The organism is Oricola nitratireducens, assembly GCF_014904745.1.
Lineage (GTDB): Bacteria > Pseudomonadota > Alphaproteobacteria > Rhizobiales > Rhizobiaceae > Oricola > Oricola nitratireducens.
Genome location: NZ_JACZCS010000005.1, coordinates 34,587 through 52,598 on the forward strand (window position 1 = coordinate 34,587; position 18,012 = coordinate 52,598).

Here is an 18,012-nt window from a genome sequence, read left to right on the forward strand (position 1 = left end):
GGCCGAATAATGAAAGTCACCTGGAAACTCGCCGACGGCAGCGAAATCGCCGCCGACGTGGCAAACGGTTTGAACATGATGGAAGCCGCGGTGGCCAACAACGTGCCGCATGTGGTCGGAGAGTGCGGCGGCAATCTCTCCTGTGCCACATGCCATGTCTATGTCGACGAGGCGTGGCGGGAAGCGACCGGCGAGGCCGGCGAATACGAGGATGCGATGCTGGATGTCGCGGAAGCCGAGCGCTTGCCGTCGAGCCGGCTGTCCTGCCAGATCACCGCTTCGGATGCGCTTGACGGCCTCGTCCTGATCGTTCCCGAACCCTGATCGGCAACGTCCTTTATCAGGCGGCCGCAAATCCGTCGTCGAGCGCCGACACGATCTTCGCGACATCGTCCGCCGTGAGAACCAGCGGCGGCGACATGATGATGTTGGGGCCGGAGACCCGCACCATCACGCCGGCCCGGTAGGTCGCCTCGTAGATCTTGCCGATGGTCGCCTTGTCGATCGGCGTCTTGGCGGCGCGGTCGGAAACGAGTTCCAGCGCGCACATCAGGCCATGGCCGCCGCGCACATCGCCGATCAGGTCATGTTTTTCGGCGAGGCCGTTCAGGCCGGCGAAGAGTTCCGCGCCGCGCGCCGCGGCATTCTCGTTGACCTTCAGCCTTTCGGTTTCCTTAAGGCAGGCGATCGCGGCCGCGGCGCCGACCGGGTGGCCCGAATAGGTGTAGCCATGACCGATGGCGGCGCGTCCCGTCGTGTCGGATTCGAAGACCTCGACCACCTTGTCGGAGAGCAAGACGGCGCCGAACGGAAAGTAGCCGTTGGTGATCGCCTTGGCCGTCGACATCATGTCGGGCTTGACGCCCCAGAGGCGCGAGCCGGTCCAACCGCCGGTGCGGCCAAAGGCGGTGATGACCTCGTCGGCGATGAGCAGGATGCCGTTCCTGTCACAGATCTCGCGTACCATCGGCATGAAGCTTTCGTGCGGCGGGATGACGCCGCCGGCGCCGAGAATGGGCTCCATGATGAAGGCGGCTATGGTGCCCGCACCCTGGAAGGCGATCTCGTCCTCCAGCGCGGAGGCGCAGAGCCGGGCCAGTTTCGCAGGATCGGTCTCGTTGAACGGATTGTGATAGGTATAGGGTGCCGGGATGTGGAAGCAGCCCGGCAGCAGCGGTTCGTACTGGGTCCGGAAATTGGCGTTGCCGTTGACGCTGGCGCCGCCGAAATGGGTGCCGTGATAACCCTTCTTCAGGCTCAGAAACTTCACCCGTCCGGCCTCGCCGCGCACCTTGTGGTACTGGCGGGCAAGGCGGAGCGCGGTCTCGACGCTGTCGGATCCGCCCGACGTGAAGAAGGCGCGGGTCAGGCCGTCCGGCGCGAAGAAATCGCGCAGCATCCAGCTCAGCTCGATGACGGCATCGTTCGAGGTGCCGCGGAAGGTCGAATAATAGGGAAGGCTGTCGAGCTGTGCGGCGATCGCCTCCTTGATCGGCTGGCAGGAGAAGCCGAGATTGACGTTCCAGAGACCGCCGACCGCGTCGAGCGCTTCGTGACCGTCGACATCGCGGATGCGCACGCCTTCGGCGCCGGTGATGATCTTCGGCGGATTGGCGAGGCTGTCGGCGGGGTGCGCCATCGGGTGCCACATGTGGCGGGCGTTGTTTTCCTTCAGAAAATTGGAATCTTTCATGTCATTCTCCCATCGGCGAGTTCCAGCAGTGACAGCGCTTCGGCATAGCTTTCGCGCGGCTGGCGAACGTTGAAGTGAACGGTTTGGAGCCCGACGGCGCGCGCACCCTCGATGTTGCGCATCTGGTCGTCGACGAAGACGCAGTCGCCCGCCGGCAGGCCGAGTTGGTCGAGGCAGGCCTGGTAGGCGCGCGGATCGGGCTTCAGGATCCCGGTGTAGGTCGCGTCGACGACGACGTCGAAGCCGTCGAGAAACGGCAGCTTGTCGCGGAAATCCTCGCCGTAGAACAGGTCGAGTTCGTTCGAGAGTATGGCGAGTTTCACGCCCGCCTTCCTTGCCGTGTCCAGCGCAGCGCGAAATTCGGGCCGGATGACCGCATCGGGATCGCCGCCTCTGGCGGCGCGAACGAACTCCGACATTTGCGTCCAGTTCTTGCCGAGCAATGCGCCGGTCTCTCTCGTGCGCTGCAGCCAGTAATCGCGTTCGGAGATGCGGTCCGCCTGCATGTCGCGCCAGAGCGGGTCGTTGTCCGGGTCGAACGGACCGCGCCATTGCAGCGTGCCGGCGGGCAGGCCAAGCGCGGCCTCGGTCATGTCATGCGTCTCGAACAGGGTGCGCGTGACGACGCCGCCGAAATCGAGGATCAAGGCCTTCGTCATGCGGCGGCCGCCTGCGGGAAGCATTCGGGAACGAAGCCGCCAATCGCCCGTGTCAATTCGATCGCGCCGGACAGGACGGCGCGGCGAATGATCTCGATACGATCCGGGGTCACGCGCGACACCGGCGCGGCGACGGCGATGGCGCCGATCGGCGCGCCGTCGGAATTGAATACCGGCGCGGCGTGGGAGTGCACTTCGGCCTCGAACCCACCCACCGATTCGGCAATGCCGGCTTCGCGGATCGGCGCGAGCAAGGCGCGGATCGCGTCGGGATCGGTCACCGTGTCCGGCGTATGCCTGGTCAGCGGCCGCGCCAGAACGGCGTCGATGAAATCGTCCGGCGAGAAGGCGAGCACCGCCAGTCCGGACCCCGTGGCGTGAAGCGACAGCGTTTCGGCGTCCTCCATCATCACGCGCGTCGCATGTTTCGGCGAATAGACATGCGCAAGGGCATTCAACTGCATGCCGCGGACAATGCTGACATGCGCGGTTTCGTGCGTCTCGCCGGCAAGGCGTTCGAGAATGCCGCGCGACGCGGTAGTCAGCGGAACGGCGGCTTCGCGGAGCCTGGCAAGGCGGAGAACTTCGGCGCCGAGGCGGTAGGATCGGTCGGTTCCGGCCTGTTCGATGAAGCCGCTCTCCTGCAATTCGCTCAGCAGGCGGTAGGCTGTCGCCTTGTTGATCCCGGCCAGCCGCGCCATCTCGCTCAGCCCGATCTCCGTTCGCGACTGATTGAAATTCGACAACAAAGACAATGCTTTAGACACGGTTCCCATTCGGGATTTCCCCTGGTCCTGGACAGTGTTCTTGACCGCAGGAAAGGAATCTGCAGGCGCTTTTCCAAACTCCTTGACAGAGGAAGAAGTTGAATGTCAATCTATTTTAGAACCAATGGTTCACTATATGAACCAACTATAGGGAGATAGCTTGTGTTCAAATCCAACATCCTGAAGGGTGCCCTGGCGGGCGTCATGATGCTGCTCGGTACTGCCGCGCATGCCGAGTATCCCGAAAAACCCGTGAACTTCATCGTGCCGTGGCCTCCGGGCGATCTCGAGGATGTTCTGACGCGCATGATCGCCGAAGATTTCCAGGCCAAGTACGGCGTTGCGGCAGCGGTCGTGAACAAGCCCGGCGGCGGCGGCGGTCCGTTCCCGGGGGCGATCGACGTCGCCACGGCTCCGCCGGACGGCTACACGATCGGCTCCTTCGTGATCGGTGTGCCGGTCGTTGGCCACACGATCGGCATTCCGGAACTGACGCCGGAAAAATTCGATCCGCTCGGCATTTTCCTGACCTATCCTTTCGTCATCGCGACCAGCGCCGACGCGCCCTATTCCTCGATGGAGGAACTGGCGGCTTACGCGAAGGATCACGATGTCGCGCTCGGCCATTTCGGCGATGTGCTGACGCCGACGCAGGTGACCAAGGCCTATGCGAAGAACGCCGGCTTCGAGTGGGGCTCCGATGCCGCCTTCGACGCGCTCGACTGCAACACGCTCGCCTCGGGCGATGCGGACGTCATCAACACGACGCTGCAGCTGATCCTGCCCTGCCTCGACAAGGTCAAGGTGCTGACCTCGATCACCGATACGCGCATTCCGCTCATCCCGGATACGCCGACGATCGGCGAACTCGATCCGTCCCTCAATATCGCATTGTGGAACGGCCTGTTCGTCACCAAGGAGACGCCGCAGGACGTTCGCGACAAGATCATCGCCGTCGCATCCAAGACGGTGATGAGCGACCGCGCGCAGGCCGTCGGCAAGGAGACGGGCGCGCTGATCTATTGGCAAAACGCCGAGGAAAGCGCGGCTCGTATCAAGAAGGATATCGAGACCGTCGACCGCATCGGCAAATTGCTGCAGCAATGATGGTTATCGGGCCCGGCATATCCGGGCCCGTTCTTTTCCAGAGCAAGCCAAAGTGACGACCGAGCGCGAGCGCCGATTTCCGGGACCGAGACGGGGGCAACTGATCTTTGCCGTCGTCTTCGTTCTGTTTTCCGCCTTCCTGTTGTCGCAGGTGCCGAGCGAAACCCGCTGGGTCGCGAAGACGGGGTTCTTCGCCCAGCCGCGTTTCTGGCCGGCAACCGGGATCGGCGCAATGTTCGTGCTCGGCGCCCTCTACCTGATCAAGCTGCCATGGCACCGCTTCCAGGCGGCCGACTGGATCGAGGCGCGCAAATGGGCGTCGGCGCTCGAATACGCCGCCTGGTTCATGGGTTACGTCTTCGTCGTCCCGATTGTCGGCTACCTGCCGACGACCATGGTCTTCGTGCCGGCGCTTGCCTGGCGGCTCGGATACCGGAGCCGCAAGATGATCCTGATAAGCATCGCCTTCGCGATCGTGACCGTGATCATCTTCAAGAGCTTTCTCTCGGTCAAAATCCCCGGCGGCATGCTCTACGAATACCTTCCCGGCGCGATCCGCAGCTTCTTCATCCTGAACCTCTGAAGGCACCATGGACCTGTTTCTTTCGAGTGTCGAAATTCTGGCCCGCTGGGACGTCGTGCTGGCGCTGCTGGTCGGGTCCGTCGGCGGTGTGCTGATCGGCGCCATTCCGGGCGTCGGTCCGGCCGTCGCGATCGCGATCCTTCTGCCGGCAACCTTTTCGATGCAGCCGATCGTCGGCCTGACGGTGCTTCTCGGGATCTACGGCTCGTCGATGTATGGCGGGTCGATCCCGGCGGTGCTGATCAATACGCCGGGCACCGCGGTCAATGCGCTGACCACCTATGACGGGTATCCGATGACGGTGCGCGGCGAGCCGCGGCGAGCGCTCTCGCTCGCCTATTCGGCGTCGTTCTTCGGCGGCATCTTCTCGGTGATCTGCCTGATCCTTTTCGCGCCGGTGCTCGCCAAGGTCGCGCCGCTGTTCGGCAGCCGGGAAATCTTTCTCGCCGCACTTCTCGGCATCATTCTTGTCATCGTCGCGCATCGCGGCCAGAGCCTGATCGCCGGATCGCTGGCGGCGTTCGGCATCTTCATCCAGACCATCGGGCTGGAGCCGGTCAAATATTCCAAGCGCTTCACCTTCGACCAGGCATTTCTGTCCGGCGGCATCGACCTGATCGTGGTCGTGCTCGGCCTGTTCGCGCTCAGCCAGGCCTTCGTGCTGCTGACGAGCGACGACGAGAAAATCCGCATCACGCGCCTGCGCGGCGGGCTGTTCCAGGGATTGCGGGAATTGTCGCGGCATCCCCGTGTGGCGACGGTTTCGGCCACCTTCGGGGTGCTGATGGGCATGATCCCCGGCGTCGGGGAATTCACGGCGCAGTTTCTCTCATACACCTATGCGCAGAAGACCTCGAAGCGGCCGCAGGATTTCGGCCACGGCTCCTCTGAAGGCCTGATCGCGTCCGAGACCGCCAACAACGCGGTTCCCGCCGCCGCGATGGTGCCGCTTCTGGCGCTCGGCATTCCCGGCGAGGCGCTGACGGCGATGATGCTGTCGGTGTTCTACGTGCACAATGTCGTGCCCGGCCCGGCGCTGTTCCAGAAACACATGGACTTCATCATCGCGCTTTACCTGGCGCTCCTGATCCTGAACGTGCTGGTGCTGCTGTTCCTGCTGGTCGCGACGCGGCCGCTGATCAGCGTGGTGAAGATCCCGAACAAGTTCCTCGGCATCACCGTCCTGACGCTGTCCTTCGTGGGCGTCTATTCGCTGCGCAACTCGGTGACCGACTGCATCATCGCCGCGATATTCGGGATAGTGGGCTACATACTCAAACGCCTGTCGCTGCCCATAGTGCCGATCATTCTCGGCATGGTGCTCGGCAACATCATGGAAGTGAAATTGCGCGCGGGCATGGCCCGGGTGAACGAGCCGTTCGACTTCATCGACCGGCCGGTGGCGATGATCCTTTTCCTGGTGATCGTCGGCGTGCTGGTCATTCACGTGAGGCAAGTCTGGCTCGACCGCAAAGCGCTGAAGGAGGCCGAATGGCAGACCAAGTTCAGATCGACGCGCTTCGGCGCATTCCTGTCCCGCCGCAGAAACTCCTTGTTGAGGGCGCGTGGCAGGAAGGTGAAGGCGCGCCACTCGACGTCATATCGCCGATCGACGGATCGCAGCTGACGACCATCGCGGACGCCACGTCCGCCGAGGTCGATCATGCGGTCGCGTCCGCGCGGGCGGCGTTCGAGGACAGGCGCTGGTGCGGCCAGCCGCCGGCGGCGCGCAAAAAAGTCATGCTCAAATGGGCGGAGCTGATCGAGCGCGAGGCGCTCGCGCTGACGGTTCTCGGCGTGCGCGACAACGGCACCGAATTTTCCATGGCGTTCAAGGCCGAGGCCGGATCGGCGGCGGCGACGATCCGCTACTACGGCGAGGCCATCGACAAGCTCTATGGCGAGATCGCGCCGACGGCGGACACGCATCTGGGTCTCATCCATCGCGAGCCGGTCGGCGTCGTCGGCGCCATCGTGCCGTGGAATTTCCCGCTGATGATCGGCGCCTGGAAGCTCGGACCGGCGATCGCGGCGGGCAATTCGGTGGTTCTGAAACCGGCCGAAACCGCGTCGCTTTCGCTGCTGCGGCTGGCGGAACTCGCGCTCGAAGCCGGGCTACCGAAAGGCGTGCTGAATGTCGTCACGGGCCGGGGGCAGGTCGCCGGCGAAGCGCTGGCGCTGTCGATGGATGTCGACGTGCTGGTGTTCACCGGGTCGGGCGGGGTCGGGCGGCGGCTGCTCGAATATTCGGCGCGGTCCAACCTGAAACGCGTCTATCTGGAGCTTGGCGGCAAGTCGCCGTCGATCGTCTTCGACGACGCCAAGGACATCGCCCAGGCCGCCAAGGTCACGGTCAACGGCATGTTTCGCAATTCCGGTCAGGTCTGCGTCGCGTGCACGCGGCTGCTGGTGCAGCGCGGCGTGCATGACGAGTTTGTCGCCGAACTGGCGAAGCAGGCCGCGGCATTGAAGGTCGGCGATCCGCTCGACCAGACGTCGCAGATCGGCGCGATCAACAGCCTGCGGCAACTCGAACAGAGCCTCGGCTTCGTCGAGACGGCACAGAAGGAAGGCGCGTCGCTCTACCGGGGCGGCAACCGCATCCTGGAGGAGACCGGCGGCTACTACATGGAGCCGACGATCTTCACCGGCGTCGGCGCGACCGATACGCTGGCGCAGAAGGAAGTGTTCGGGCCGGTGCTCGCCGTCACCCCGTTCGAGGACGAGGCGGAAGCGGTCGCCATCGCGAACGGAACGGAATACGGCCTGTCGTCCGGCGTCTGGACCAGCGACCTGTCGCGCGCCCACCGGATGATCCGCGCCGTGCGCGCAGGGGTCGTGCATGTCAACACCTATGGCGGGTCGGACCTGACGGTGCCGCTCGGCGGCGTCAGGCAGTCGGGCAACGGGCACGACAAGTCGCTGCACGCCTTCGACAAATATCTCGACCTGAAGACCGCTTGGATCCAGTTGTGAGGAAGACGCAATGAGCGACAAGACGATCCTCGTCATCGGGACCTACGACACCAAGAACGATGAACTCTCCTACATGGCGGAGTGTATCGCGAGGCAGGACGGCCGCGTGGTGACGATGGATGTCAGCGTGCTCGGCGACCCGGCCGTGCCGACCGACTATTCCAAGCACGACGTCGCGGCCGAAGGCGGCAGCTCGATCCGGGCTGCGATCGACTCGGGCGACGAGAACCACGCGATGCAGATCATGGCGAACGGCGCGGCGGCGCTGACCGCGCGGCTCCACCGCGAGGGCGTCTTCGACGGAATGATCGTGCTCGGTGGCACGATGGGCACGGATCTGGCGCTCGACGTCGCGGCGGCGCTGCCGCTGGGCGTGCCGAAATATGTCGTCTCGACCGTCTCCTTCTCGCCGCTGCTCCCGGCGGAACGGCTTGCGCCGGACATCCAGATGATCCTGTGGGCCGGCGGCCTCTACGGTCTCAATTCGGTGTGCAAGTCGTCGCTCAGCCAGGCGGCGGGCGCGGTGCTTGGCGCGGCGCGGGCGGTGGAGCCGCCGGTGCGCGACCGTCCGCTGATCGGCATGACGTCGTTCGGCAAGACCGTGCTGCGTTACATGGTGACACTCAAACCGGAACTGGAAAAACGCGGTTTCGAGGTCGCGGTGTTCCACGCCACCGGCATGGGCGGGCGGGCCTTCGAGGCGCTGGCCGCCGAAGGGGCGTTCGCCTGCGTGTTCGATTTCGCCACGCAGGAGGTCGGCAATCACATGATGGGCGGGCTGTCGGCGGGCGCCGACCGGCTGACCAACGCCGGAAAGGCCGGCATCCCGCAGCTCGTCGCGCCGGGCTGCATAGACCTGATCGATTTCGTCGGCTGGCAGCCGTTGCCGGAGCGCTTCAGGAACACGCCCTCGCATGCGCATAACCGGTTACTGACATCGATTGTCCTGGAGCCGGACCAGCGCCGTGAGGTGGCGCGCGAATTGTGCAAGCAAATGGGAAGCGCGACCGCGCCGGTCGAGTTCCTGCTGCCGAAAGGCGGGTGCCACGAATGGGACCGGCCGGGCGCCGACCTGCATGATCCGGAGGGCCTGGCGGCGTTCTGCGACGAGATGGAAAAAGCGCGCCCGGCGAATGTTTCGCTGCGGGCACTGGATTGCCACATCAACGATGCGGAATTCTGCGAGACGGCGCTGGCGATCTTCGACGACTGGGTCGCGCGCGGAATCGTGAAGAAGCCGGGCCAGGCGCAGGCCTGACCCGGTGGATAAAACCTAGAGAACCTTGTCGAGTTCCTTGGCGTGCAGCCAGTCGGCGTGTTGCGGTGCGCGCTTGGTCTTCGACCATTCCTCCAGCATGTCCCACTTGACTGCGGTCAGGCGCTCCAGCAGTGCATCTTCTTCCGGGTCCGGACAGGCGAGTTCGACACGGTGGCCGTTCGGGTCGAAGAAATAGATCGAGTGGAAGATCGAGTGGTCGGTCACGCCGAGGACTTCGACGCCCTTTTTCTCCAGATGCTCCTTGAACGCGAGCAGTTCGTCGCGATCCTTGACCTTGAAGGCGATGTGCTGAACCCAGACCGGGGTGTTCGGATCGCGGCCCATTTCCGGCTTGGTCGGCAGCTCGAAGAAGGCGAGCACGTTGCCGTCGCCTGCATCGAGGAAGACGTGCATGTAGGGATCGGGCTCATGCGTCGAGGGAACATGGTTCTCGGCGATCGCCAGGACGAAATCCATGTTCAGCATTTCGCCGTACCAGTTGACGGTTTCCTTCGCGTCCTTGCAGCGATAGGCGACGTGATGAATCTTCTCGATCTTCATTGTCGTGTCTCCTCTCATTTCTTCGGCTTGGCGGCGTCGAGCGCTTCGGCAAGCGTCTCGCGGTCGCCGATATGGTTCGCCAGGATCAGGATGAGCCTCGCGTTGAGTGCATCGCTTTCGGCCTTCGCCAGTCCCTCGTGGACCGCGAGCAGGTCGGCGTAGAAATCATCCGGCGCAGCGATGTTCGGTTTGGTGATGAGTCTCGTCATCGTCATGCCCTCCCGGTTGCCTGGCGGATCGCGGCCTTGACCGCGGCTTCATCGAAGGACGGCCAGCGGGCAGCGACATGCTGGTCCGGCCGTATAAGGTAGACGGCCGACCTGGCGTCTCCGAGATAGCGCGCGGCGAGATCGCCGCTCGGATCGTCGGCCGCGGACACGCGAATGGCATTCGCCGCGATGCCGCCATCCTCGACGCTGTCCGGCACCTCGGCATCGATGGCGAGCAACTGGAATTCGCCGCCGAGCCGGTCGAGCAGGAAGTCCGTTCCAAGCCGCGCGTCGGGGCAGGTGGCGCCGGGGCGCGTGCGCGCCGGGCCGCCTTCGAGCGCGTCGGGGCCGTTGAGCGGCGAACCGTCATAGACGCAGGGCACGGAGAGCCGGCCGGAATTGACCAGCGGCCGGGCGAATTCGAAGCGTTCGGAAAGATCGAGCGCCGCGTCGCGGAAGGCGCGGCTGACGTCCGATTTGGGCGTGATGAAATCGGTCGAGCGCGAGGAATTGAGAATATTCTCGTCGGCGCCATGAATCCGCTCGACATCATAGGACTCGAGCAGGCTTTCGGGCGCGAGGCCGTCCATCACCAGCTTGAGCTTCCAGCACAGATTGTCGGTGTCCTGCAGGCCGGAATTGGCGCCGCGCGCGCCGAAGGGCGAGACCTGGTGCGCGGCGTCGCCGGCGAAAATTACGTGGCCGTGGCGGAACTTCTCCATGCGGCGGCACTGGAACGTATAGATCGAGACCCATTCGAGCTCGAACTTGACGTCGTCGCCGAGCATCGCCTTGAGGCGCGGGATGACGTTTTCGGGTTTCTTTTCCTCGTCCTTGTCGATGTTCCAGCCGAGCTGCAGATCGATGCGCCAGACATTGTCCGGCTGCTTGTGCAGCAGCGCCGACTGGCCACGGTTGAAGGGCGGGTCAAACCAGAACCAGCGCTCGGTCGGGAAGTCGGCGTCCATCACCACGTCGGCAATCAGGAAATTGTCCTCGAAGACGCGGCCGACGAAGTCGAGGCCCATCATCGCGCGGATCGGCGAGCCGGCGCCGTCGCAGGCGATCAGCCAGTCGCTGTCCATGGTGTAGGGCCCGTCGGGCGTATCGACGGAGAGCGCGACGCCCTTGTCCTTCGGCGTGACGGAAACGACCTTGTTGCCGCCGCGCAGCTCGATCGGCTTGCCCTCGGCCTGCAATTCGCGGACGCGTTCGACCAGATATTGCTCGAAATAATATTGCTGCAGGTTGATGAAAGCCGGGCGCTTGTGGCCCTTCTCCGGCAGCAGGTCGAACTGGTAGACCTGCCGGTCGTCGAAGAAGACCTTGCCGATGTTCCAGACAACGCCCTTGTCGACCATCGGATCGCCGCAGCCGAGCCGGTCGAGGATTTCGAGCGGCCGCTTGGCGAAGCAGATGGCGCGCGAGCCCCAGGAGACCTTGTCATTGTCGTCGAGAACGACGACCGGCACATCCATCTGGGCGAGGTCGATGGCGGCGGCGAGCCCGATCGGGCCCGCACCGGCCACGACGACGGGGTGATGTGCCCTGGCTCCCGGCTCCTGATCGGCGGAGCGCCGATAGGGATAAAGCGGCGTTTCGAATATCTTCTTGCCGGTCGTTTCGACAGTCTGGTTCAAGATCGGTCCTCCCAACAGTTTCCGTCCGTTGTCTCAGCCTTGCAGAGCGTCCCACATTTTCGCGTCGCGCTCGGCGGTCCAGATGCGCGGCGTATCGATGCCGAGCGCCTCGTCATAGGCGCGGGCGACGTTGAACGGCAGGCAGTGCTCATAGATGGCATAGTTGGCGAACTTCGGATCGCATTCGGCGCGGCAGGCGTCCCAGGCTTCCTTCAGCGAGCCGCCGCCCTGGGCGATACGGGCGACCGGGCGGTAGGTCGACGAGACGAAGTCGGCGGTGTTGGTCAGCGCCTTGTTCACCATCTCCTTGCCGACGAGCGCGTCGCCGCGGCCCGGAGCGATGGCTTCCACGTCATAGGCGCGGATCGCTTCCAGCGTCGCCGGCCATTCGTTGAAATGGCCGTCGCCGCAATAGCAGGCCGAGTGGTACTCGACGATGTCGCCGGTGAACATGACGTTTGCGTCGGGGACGTGAATGACGATGTCGCCGGCGGTGTGGGCGCGGCCGAGAAATCGCAGATCGACGCGGCGCTTGCCGAGATAGACGGTCATCCGGTCGTTGAAGGTCGTGGTCGGCCAGGTCAGCGGCGGGATGTCGTCGACATTTTCATAGCCCATGAACAGGCGCGGGAAGCGCATGAATTCGGATTCGCGGTCTTCCGCGCCGCGTTCCACGACCATGGAGCGGGCCTTCTGGCTCATGATGACGGTGGGCGCCTTGTAGGCGGCGGCACCGAGCACGCGCACGGCGTGGTAGTGGGTCAGCACCAGATGGCTGATCGGCTTGTCGGTGACGGAGCGCACCTTCTCGATCACCTTGTTGGCGAGTTCGGGTGTCGCCTGCGCCTCGACGATCATGACGGAATCATCGCCGATGATGACGCCGGTATTGGGATCGCCCTCGGCGGTGAAGGCCCAGAGGTCCTTGCCGATTTCGGTGAAGCTGATCTTCTTTTCGGTCAAATCACCGGCACTTGCGAATTGCTTTGCCATCAGGCGGCTCCTTCGTATTTTTCCACTGTCTGTTCGATCGCCCCGAAAATCGATTTGCCGGTTTCGTCCGGCATCTCGATGCGGACGGTGTCTCCGAACCGCATGAACGGCGTCTTCGGGGCGCCGTCGTAAATTGTCTCGATCATTCGGACTTCGGCAAGGCAGGAATAGCCGAGCCCGCCATCGGCGACCGGCTTTCCGGGGCTGCCGTCGGAATCCTTGTTCGACACGGTGCCGGAGCCGATGATCGCGCCCGCGCCGAGCGGGCGGGTCTTGGCGGCGTGGGCGACAATGGTCGGGAAATCGAAGGTCATGTCGACGCCGGCATTGGCGCGGCCGAGCGGCGCGCCGTTCAGATCGACATGGAGCGGCAGATGGACCTTGCCGCCGTCCCAGGCGTCGCCCAGTTCGTCCGGCGTGACGGCGACCGGCGAGAAGGCCGATGACGGCTTCGACTGAAAGAAGCCGAAGCCCTTGGCGAGCTCGGCCGGGATCAGGCCGCGCAGCGAGACGTCGTTGACCAGCATGACGAGGCGGATCGCGGCCTTCGCCTGTTCGATCGTGGCGCCCATCGGCACGTCGTCGACGACGACGGCGACCTCGGCCTCCATGTCGATCCCCCAGGCCTCGTCGGCCATGCGGATCGGCGCGCGGGGGGCGAGGAAATTGTCGGAGCCGCCCTGATACATCAGCGGGTCTGTCCAGAACGTCGCCGGCATCTCGGCGTTGCGCGCCTTTCGCACCAGTTCGACGTGATTCACATAGGCCGAACCGTCGGCCCACTGGTAGGCGCGCGGCAAGGGCGATAGAGCCCGGTTCTGGTCGAACGCCTCGGTCGGCGCCTCGCTGCTTTCGATGGCGCGGGCCAGGTCCGCGAGCGCGGGGGCCTTTGCGGCCCAGTCATCGAGCGCGGCCTGCAGCGTTGGGGCGATTTTCTCGGCGGCGGCATAGCGGGCAAGATCGCGGGAGACCACGACAAGCCTGCCGTCGCGAGTTCCGTTGTCGAGCGTCGCCAGTTTCATCCATTCGTCCTCGTGTTTCAGCCGATGCCGTCATGTCCGGGCGCGGGAGTTCGGAAATCCCGGTCGTGCGCCGTCGATGCCGCTGCTCCTCCGCGGACGGTCGCATCGCAGTCCGTATGCACAGGTAATGGTTACGTTTGTAACTAACAACCGGTTTTTTCGCCGGCGGGCGAATCGACGGGTTCGCGGAGGGGAGGCTGTCCGGCGGATCAGGCTATGCGGATGACATTGGCCCCGGCGGTCGCCGAAGCCGTGGAAGCGCGTTCGACGCGATTGCGCCCGGAATCCTTTGCAGCATACATCGCCATGTCGGCGGCCTCGATGACAGCCTCAAGGGTCATTTCCGGCGATGCGACGGCGACACCGGCGCTGACCGTGGCGCGGACCGGCTGCCCGTCGACGAACTCGTTGGTGTCCGCGAAGACTTGGCGGATACGTTCGGCGATCGCGCAGGCGGTCTCGATCGATGCGCCGGGCAGAACGACGGCGAATTCCTCGCCGCCATAACGGCCGAAGAGATCGTTCGGACGCAGCGACAGGCGCACCGTATCGGCGAAATCGCGCAGGATGCGGTCACCGACCTGATGGCCGTGATTGTCGTTGATCGACTTGAAGCGGTCGAGGTCGAACATGACCAGCGACAAGGGTGATTGCTCCTGCCGGCAGCGGTCGAGCAGACGATGGGCGGTTTCGAAAAAGGCGGTGCGGTTGGCCGCGCCGGTGAGCGGATCGGTACGCGCGGCCTCGATATATCCGGCCTCCATGCGTTCCTTGCAGACAAGCACCATGAACAGGGCGGTCCCCATGGCATAGAGAATCGTCTCGAAATGGACGATTCCGAACCAACTGTCGAGCGGGGGCGGCTGGTTCAGCGGGAATTGACCGGCGAACGCGTCATAGCCGGCGCCGAGATAAATAATGGAATGAGCAGCCATGAACCCCATCAGGGGCCAGCGAGCGGCCAGTTTTTCGGCGCGTGTGCGCCAGAGAATCCAGACGGCGGCCGAAACGTAAGAGAACCACGCGGCGAATGCGGCGACAGCCGCCCATTTTTGATTGTCCTGGCCGAACGGCAGCAATGCGACCGCGAGCCAGATCGCGGGGCCTGCAGCGATTACGGGAATGCGCGCGGGCAAATCGTTGAAGCTCCTGGCGCCACCCCAGACCATGGCCGGGGACATGATGTTGATGCCGCTGCCAAGAGCGATCAGGCCGGGGGCATGCCAGGCGAAGCCGGCGGTCAGGACGGCAAGGCCGGCCGCGTTGAAACCATTCGCCGCGCTCCACCATATCAGAGCAGGTACCCGGTGATTGAACCACCACGCGCCAATCAGAAGAATGCCGGCGAAAGCGGTCGCAAGGACCGCGGGAACCATCAGCGTGAGGGGGTCGAGTTGCATACCGGCGAGCGTCGCTCCCTTCCGTATGGGCAATTGACCAGTTGTAGTCGGGACGTGGTTGCGAAGTGGTTAAGTGCAGACCTGCTGCGGGCAGACCTGCGGCCGCTTTTACCGGTCAGTTTTACACGGCTTCAAGCGCGGTGGACAAACGGATCGGCGCGGCGCCGTCACGCCCTCCTAGAGACGATCATCGTTTCACGGAATCAATGATCGTCTCCAACTCCTTGTTTCACGCAATTCCGGACGGAAAACCGGTTCCCACTTTTCCTGGAATTGCCTTAGAGGCTCCACACTTTCGGCAAGGCCCTTTCGCCGAGAAACAGGGCGATGACCGGAAGGAGTTGCTCGCGCAGGATGTAGCTCGACGGCGCGGCGAGGCGGATAACGACCTTGCCGCCCTTCTTGTCGCCGATCTGGCTGGCGCCGCCGGTTGCATCCTTCAGCAGGGCGCGGGCGCCGGCGACCATCAGGCCGCGGCTCTCGCCGTCATCCGGGGTGGCGAAGACGAGCGTCGCGACAACGCGGTTGCCGCCGAGGACGGCCGGATCGGCCGTTTCGCCGGCTCCCCGCAGGTCGAAGCGCACGTCGTCGGCATGGACAAGATCACCGTCGGCTCCGCGAATGCGCCAGCGGTCGTGAAAGAAGGCAGAGGCGACGGTCTCGCCCATCGCCTCGCGCCCGAAAACCAGGGTTTCGAGGCCGAGGAAGCGGGCGTCCTCCCCGAGCGACACGTCGAGGCCGCGCTGCAGCCGTCCGCCGTCGAACAGGATCGTTTCCTGCGGCAGCCAGAACAGGCTGGCGCCGGCGCCGACGCGGATCGCGCTTTCCTGCCGGCCGGTGTCGCCGCTGCTCTTGTAGATCCGCTCACAGGCCTGGGTGGTGACGACGGTCTCGGTGGCGGGGGCGGCGGAAATCGTCCAGGCGAGCGTGTCGCCGCCGGTGATGCCGCCCGAGGTGTTGATCAGCACGGCTTCGAGCGCCTTGCCGTAGGTCTTCGGCACGCGGATCCTGGCGTTTCCCGACTGGTGCAGCCGTGCGATGCGAGTCGCGCCGCCGGATCGTTTCACTTCCAGCGTGCCTGCGCCGTGCGAGCGCTGCATCACCGGAAGGAGATCGGCGGGGGCGACCGTCATTCGCCGCCGATATGCTTTTCGCCGCGCTTCTTCGCCAGGGCGATCTGGCGCTGACGCTCGGCGAAGCGGGCGCGGTCCTCCTCGCTGCGCTTGTCGTGGCAATGCGGGCAGGAAATGCCCTCGACATATTTCTCCGAGCGGGTTTCCTCCTGCGTGAGCGGGTGCCGGCAGGCGCGGCACAGCGTATAGTCGCCGGGCTTCAGCCCGTGGCCGACAGCGACGCGCTCGTCGAAAACGAAGCAGTCGCCATGCCAGAGGCTTTCGTCCTCCGGCACGTCCTCGAGATATTTCAGGATGCCGCCCTTGAGATGATAGACCTCGTCGAAACCGAGCGTCTTGACGAAAGCCGTCGCCTTTTCGCAGCGGATGCCGCCGGTGCAGAACATCGCGACCTTCTTGCCCTTCAGATCGTTGTCGTGGCGGCGCACCCAGTCGGGGAATTCGCGGAAGCTCGTCGTCTCCGGATTGACCGCCTTCTCGAAGGTGCCGATCGCGTATTCATAGTCGTTGCGGGTGTCGACGACGACGGTGCCGGGATCGGCGATGAGGTCGTTCCAGTCGGCCGGATCGACATAGGTGCCGACGATCTGCGTCGGATCGGTGCCGGGCACGCCCATGGTGACGATCTCCTTTTTCAGGCGCACCTTCATGCGCAGGAAGGGTTCCTTCCCGGCGTAGCTTTCCTTGTATTCCAGACCGGCAAATTCCGGCTGGGCGCGCAGGAAGGCGATCAGCCGGTCTATGCCCTCGCGGGAGCCGGCGACCGTTCCGTTGATGCCCTCGCTGGCGAGCAGCAGCGTGCCCTTCAGCCCTGCTTCCTCGCAAACCGCCTCCAGCTCGGGCTTGAATTCGGCGAAACGGCCGAACTTCGCGAAGTGATAGAGCGCTGCGACGGTGTAGGGCGGGTTGTTTTCCATGGCTTTCGGTTACTGCCGATCGGAAAGCGAGGCAAGGGGTGAAGGCGGGGCCTCCGGGCTTCCTGCCGGTCTCCGGGCGGAAGATGGCGGTCGAGCGGGATTGCATCCGCCGTCCTCCGCGGGTCGGCTCCGGGGCCGTTCTCCATCGTCGCCCGCCATTTCCTCCTCCGTCGGCCAGGGTTCCGGGACCGGCAGATCGGCGCCGAGTTTGCGGGCGATGTCCCAGGCGCGGTGTCGCTCCCGGATATTGATGGCGTGGACGGTGAGATAAACCGCAAGCAGCTGCGTCCGGGCGTCCCAGCGCGGGCTGACGCAGGCGCCCTTGCCGGAAATCGTGCCATCGGCGAGGCAGGCGCGGGCCTTGCGGCAGGACTTTTTCGCGCAGGCCTCGTGGCAATGGACGAAATTGGCGGCGTCGCGCCCGGCATGGGCGTCCATCGCCGCCCCGTCATAGACGGGATCGATCATGCCGTCGGGCATGCGCAGGAAATCGAGACAATGCGGGTCGTTGATCGTTGGCTTGATGGTGGGCGGCATGGTTGTTCCCCGGTTTGTGTTGCGGGGAAAGTATGCGGGAGGCGGAGGCGCGGTGGACAAGTCGCACGATGACGGTGCGTGATTTGGTCAGGAGGCCGAATGGCGGCATCGCGCCAAGCGCCGTCGCCGCCACGCCCCGTTTCCGGTCTGGCCTTTGGACAATCGGAAGACGGGCGGTCGAAGGATCGCTCTGTCTGATGTTGTGCGCGATCCTGCGACCGCCCGTTCGGTGGTCTTGCGGCGTCAATCTTCGCGACGCTGCCCCGCAAGAGCAGGTGTTCCCCGCCGGCTGGACCTTCGGGCACCGCTTGCGGCGAGCCTCCTGGCCGGGCGGGTGCGCGGATTTGCCTTCGCAAGCGGCAAGCCGCCGTCCGGAATCCGCTCGCCGCGAATCATCATGCCGCCCTGGCTTGTGGCTCATCACCAGACCGCGTTACTCCCGCGCGGCCAGCCAGGCACCGTCCCCCTCCCCGATTGCCGGTGCGCATCCGGGCTTCCGACGAGAGGGCACGAAAAGTGTAATGGAGGCGGGAGAGCGGTGGACAAGTTTTCGGAGG

The 18,012-nt window shown here is 64.6% G+C and carries 18 protein-coding genes; 6 read left to right on the forward strand and 12 right to left on the reverse strand.

From position 1 onward, the window contains the following. Positions 1-6 precede the first annotated feature (6 nt). Entirely contained in the window at positions 7-324 is a 318-nt protein-coding gene (locus IG169_RS03715; protein WP_428982229.1) for a 2Fe-2S iron-sulfur cluster-binding protein, read from the forward strand. A gap of 16 nt (positions 325-340) precedes the next feature. On the opposite strand, the gene IG169_RS03720 is transcribed toward IG169_RS03715, so the two are convergent. From IG169_RS03720 to IG169_RS03730, 3 genes are read right to left on the reverse strand one after another with little or no spacing between them, the layout of a single operon-like run. Continuing rightward, positions 341-1,693, reverse strand: a complete 1,353-nt coding sequence (locus IG169_RS03720) for an aspartate aminotransferase family protein (RefSeq protein WP_193174821.1) — start codon at positions 1,691-1,693, stop codon at positions 341-343. Further along, positions 1,690-2,352, reverse strand: a complete 663-nt coding sequence (locus IG169_RS03725) for an HAD-IA family hydrolase (RefSeq protein ID WP_193174822.1) — start codon at positions 2,350-2,352, stop codon at positions 1,690-1,692. Before IG169_RS03725 ends, IG169_RS03720 begins: the two co-directional genes overlap by 4 nt. Next, positions 2,349-3,128 carry an IclR family transcriptional regulator gene (locus IG169_RS03730; protein ID WP_193174823.1) on the reverse strand — a complete coding sequence of 260 codons (780 nt, stop codon included), beginning with the start codon at positions 3,126-3,128 and terminating at the stop codon, positions 2,349-2,351. Before IG169_RS03730 ends, IG169_RS03725 begins: the two co-directional genes overlap by 4 nt. Positions 3,129-3,281: 153 nt before the next feature. On the opposite strand from IG169_RS03730, the gene IG169_RS03735 reads away from it, so the two are divergent. From IG169_RS03735 to IG169_RS03755, 5 genes are read left to right on the forward strand one after another with little or no spacing between them, the layout of a single operon-like run. Next, positions 3,282-4,226 carry a tripartite tricarboxylate transporter substrate-binding protein gene (locus IG169_RS03735; RefSeq protein WP_210325847.1) on the forward strand — a complete coding sequence of 315 codons (945 nt, stop codon included), beginning with the start codon at positions 3,282-3,284 and terminating at the stop codon, positions 4,224-4,226. Positions 4,227-4,278: 52 nt separating this feature from the next. Further along, the gene (locus IG169_RS03740) at positions 4,279-4,809 is read left to right on the forward strand and encodes a tripartite tricarboxylate transporter TctB family protein (protein ID WP_193174824.1); all 531 of its coding nucleotides are present in this window, start codon (positions 4,279-4,281) and stop codon (positions 4,807-4,809) included. 7 nt (positions 4,810-4,816) lie between these two features. Then, positions 4,817-6,436, forward strand: a complete 1,620-nt coding sequence (locus IG169_RS23960; protein ID WP_193174825.1) for a tripartite tricarboxylate transporter permease — start codon at positions 4,817-4,819, stop codon at positions 6,434-6,436. Beyond that, a complete protein-coding gene (locus tag IG169_RS03750; protein WP_343225571.1) occupies positions 6,337-7,785 on the forward strand; it encodes an aldehyde dehydrogenase family protein in 1,449 nt (482 codons plus the stop codon). Before IG169_RS23960 ends, IG169_RS03750 begins: the two co-directional genes overlap by 100 nt. A 10-nt stretch (positions 7,786-7,795) precedes the next feature. Then, entirely contained in the window at positions 7,796-9,043 is a 1,248-nt protein-coding gene (locus IG169_RS03755; protein ID WP_193174826.1) for a Tm-1-like ATP-binding domain-containing protein, read from the forward strand. 15 nt (positions 9,044-9,058) lie between these two features. On the opposite strand, the gene IG169_RS03760 is transcribed toward IG169_RS03755, so the two are convergent. The 9 genes from IG169_RS03760 to IG169_RS03800 form a co-directional block, all read right to left on the reverse strand. Then, positions 9,059-9,604 (reverse strand): VOC family protein, encoded by a 546-nt coding sequence (locus IG169_RS03760; protein WP_193174827.1) that lies wholly within the window; start codon positions 9,602-9,604, stop codon positions 9,059-9,061. Between the two features lie 14 nt (positions 9,605-9,618). Next, entirely contained in the window at positions 9,619-9,813 is a 195-nt protein-coding gene (locus IG169_RS03765) for a DUF2783 domain-containing protein (RefSeq protein ID WP_193174828.1), read from the reverse strand. A gap of 2 nt (positions 9,814-9,815) precedes the next feature. Then, positions 9,816-11,453 carry an FAD-dependent oxidoreductase gene (locus IG169_RS03770; protein WP_193174829.1) on the reverse strand — a complete coding sequence of 546 codons (1,638 nt, stop codon included), beginning with the start codon at positions 11,451-11,453 and terminating at the stop codon, positions 9,816-9,818. 33 nt (positions 11,454-11,486) lie between these two features. Continuing rightward, positions 11,487-12,446 carry an MBL fold metallo-hydrolase gene (locus IG169_RS03775; protein WP_193174830.1) on the reverse strand — a complete coding sequence of 320 codons (960 nt, stop codon included), beginning with the start codon at positions 12,444-12,446 and terminating at the stop codon, positions 11,487-11,489. Beyond that, positions 12,446-13,468, reverse strand: a complete 1,023-nt coding sequence (locus IG169_RS03780; RefSeq protein WP_193174831.1) for a fumarylacetoacetate hydrolase family protein — start codon at positions 13,466-13,468, stop codon at positions 12,446-12,448. Before IG169_RS03780 ends, IG169_RS03775 begins: the two co-directional genes overlap by 1 nt. Positions 13,469-13,677: 209 nt before the next feature. Next, positions 13,678-14,868, reverse strand: a complete 1,191-nt coding sequence (locus IG169_RS03785) for a GGDEF domain-containing protein (protein ID WP_193174832.1) — start codon at positions 14,866-14,868, stop codon at positions 13,678-13,680. A 278-nt stretch (positions 14,869-15,146) separates the two neighbouring features. Continuing rightward, positions 15,147-16,001 carry an urease accessory protein UreD gene (locus IG169_RS03790; RefSeq protein WP_246717107.1) on the reverse strand — a complete coding sequence of 285 codons (855 nt, stop codon included), beginning with the start codon at positions 15,999-16,001 and terminating at the stop codon, positions 15,147-15,149. Next, the gene (gene trhO / locus IG169_RS03795; RefSeq protein WP_193174833.1) at positions 15,998-16,918 is read right to left on the reverse strand and encodes an oxygen-dependent tRNA uridine(34) hydroxylase TrhO; all 921 of its coding nucleotides are present in this window, start codon (positions 16,916-16,918) and stop codon (positions 15,998-16,000) included. The genes IG169_RS03790 and trhO overlap by 4 nt, the downstream gene beginning before the upstream one ends. Before the next feature lie 9 nt (positions 16,919-16,927). After that, positions 16,928-17,455, reverse strand: coding sequence for a hypothetical protein (locus IG169_RS03800; protein WP_193174834.1), 528 nt, complete (start codon positions 17,453-17,455; stop codon positions 16,928-16,930). Positions 17,456-18,012: the final 557 nt, after the last annotated feature.

Bases quoted from the DNA above. Each gene is read 5' to 3' on its own strand.
- IG169_RS03720 (WP_193174821.1), bottom strand. From the start codon at position 1,693: ATGAAAGATTCCAATTTTCTGAAGGAAAACAACGCCCGCCACATGTGG.
- IG169_RS03725 (WP_193174822.1), bottom strand. From the start codon at position 2,352: ATGACGAAGGCCTTGATCCTCGATTTCGGCGGCGTCGTCACGCGCACC.
- IG169_RS03730 (WP_193174823.1), bottom strand. From the start codon at position 3,128: ATGGGAACCGTGTCTAAAGCATTGTCTTTGTTGTCGAATTTCAATCAG.
- IG169_RS23960 (WP_193174825.1), top strand. From the start codon at position 4,817: ATGGACCTGTTTCTTTCGAGTGTCGAAATTCTGGCCCGCTGGGACGTC.
- IG169_RS03755 (WP_193174826.1), top strand. From the start codon at position 7,796: ATGAGCGACAAGACGATCCTCGTCATCGGGACCTACGACACCAAGAAC.
- IG169_RS03760 (WP_193174827.1), bottom strand. From the start codon at position 9,604: ATGAAGATCGAGAAGATTCATCACGTCGCCTATCGCTGCAAGGACGCG.
- IG169_RS03765 (WP_193174828.1), bottom strand. From the start codon at position 9,813: ATGACGAGACTCATCACCAAACCGAACATCGCTGCGCCGGATGATTTC.
- IG169_RS03775 (WP_193174830.1), bottom strand. From the start codon at position 12,446: ATGGCAAAGCAATTCGCAAGTGCCGGTGATTTGACCGAAAAGAAGATC.
- IG169_RS03780 (WP_193174831.1), bottom strand. From the start codon at position 13,468: ATGAAACTGGCGACGCTCGACAACGGAACTCGCGACGGCAGGCTTGTC.
- IG169_RS03785 (WP_193174832.1), bottom strand. From the start codon at position 14,868: ATGCAACTCGACCCCCTCACGCTGATGGTTCCCGCGGTCCTTGCGACC.
- IG169_RS03790 (WP_246717107.1), bottom strand. From the start codon at position 16,001: ATGACGGTCGCCCCCGCCGATCTCCTTCCGGTGATGCAGCGCTCGCAC.
- trhO (WP_193174833.1), bottom strand. From the start codon at position 16,918: ATGGAAAACAACCCGCCCTACACCGTCGCAGCGCTCTATCACTTCGCG.
- IG169_RS03800 (WP_193174834.1), bottom strand. From the start codon at position 17,455: ATGCCGCCCACCATCAAGCCAACGATCAACGACCCGCATTGTCTCGAT.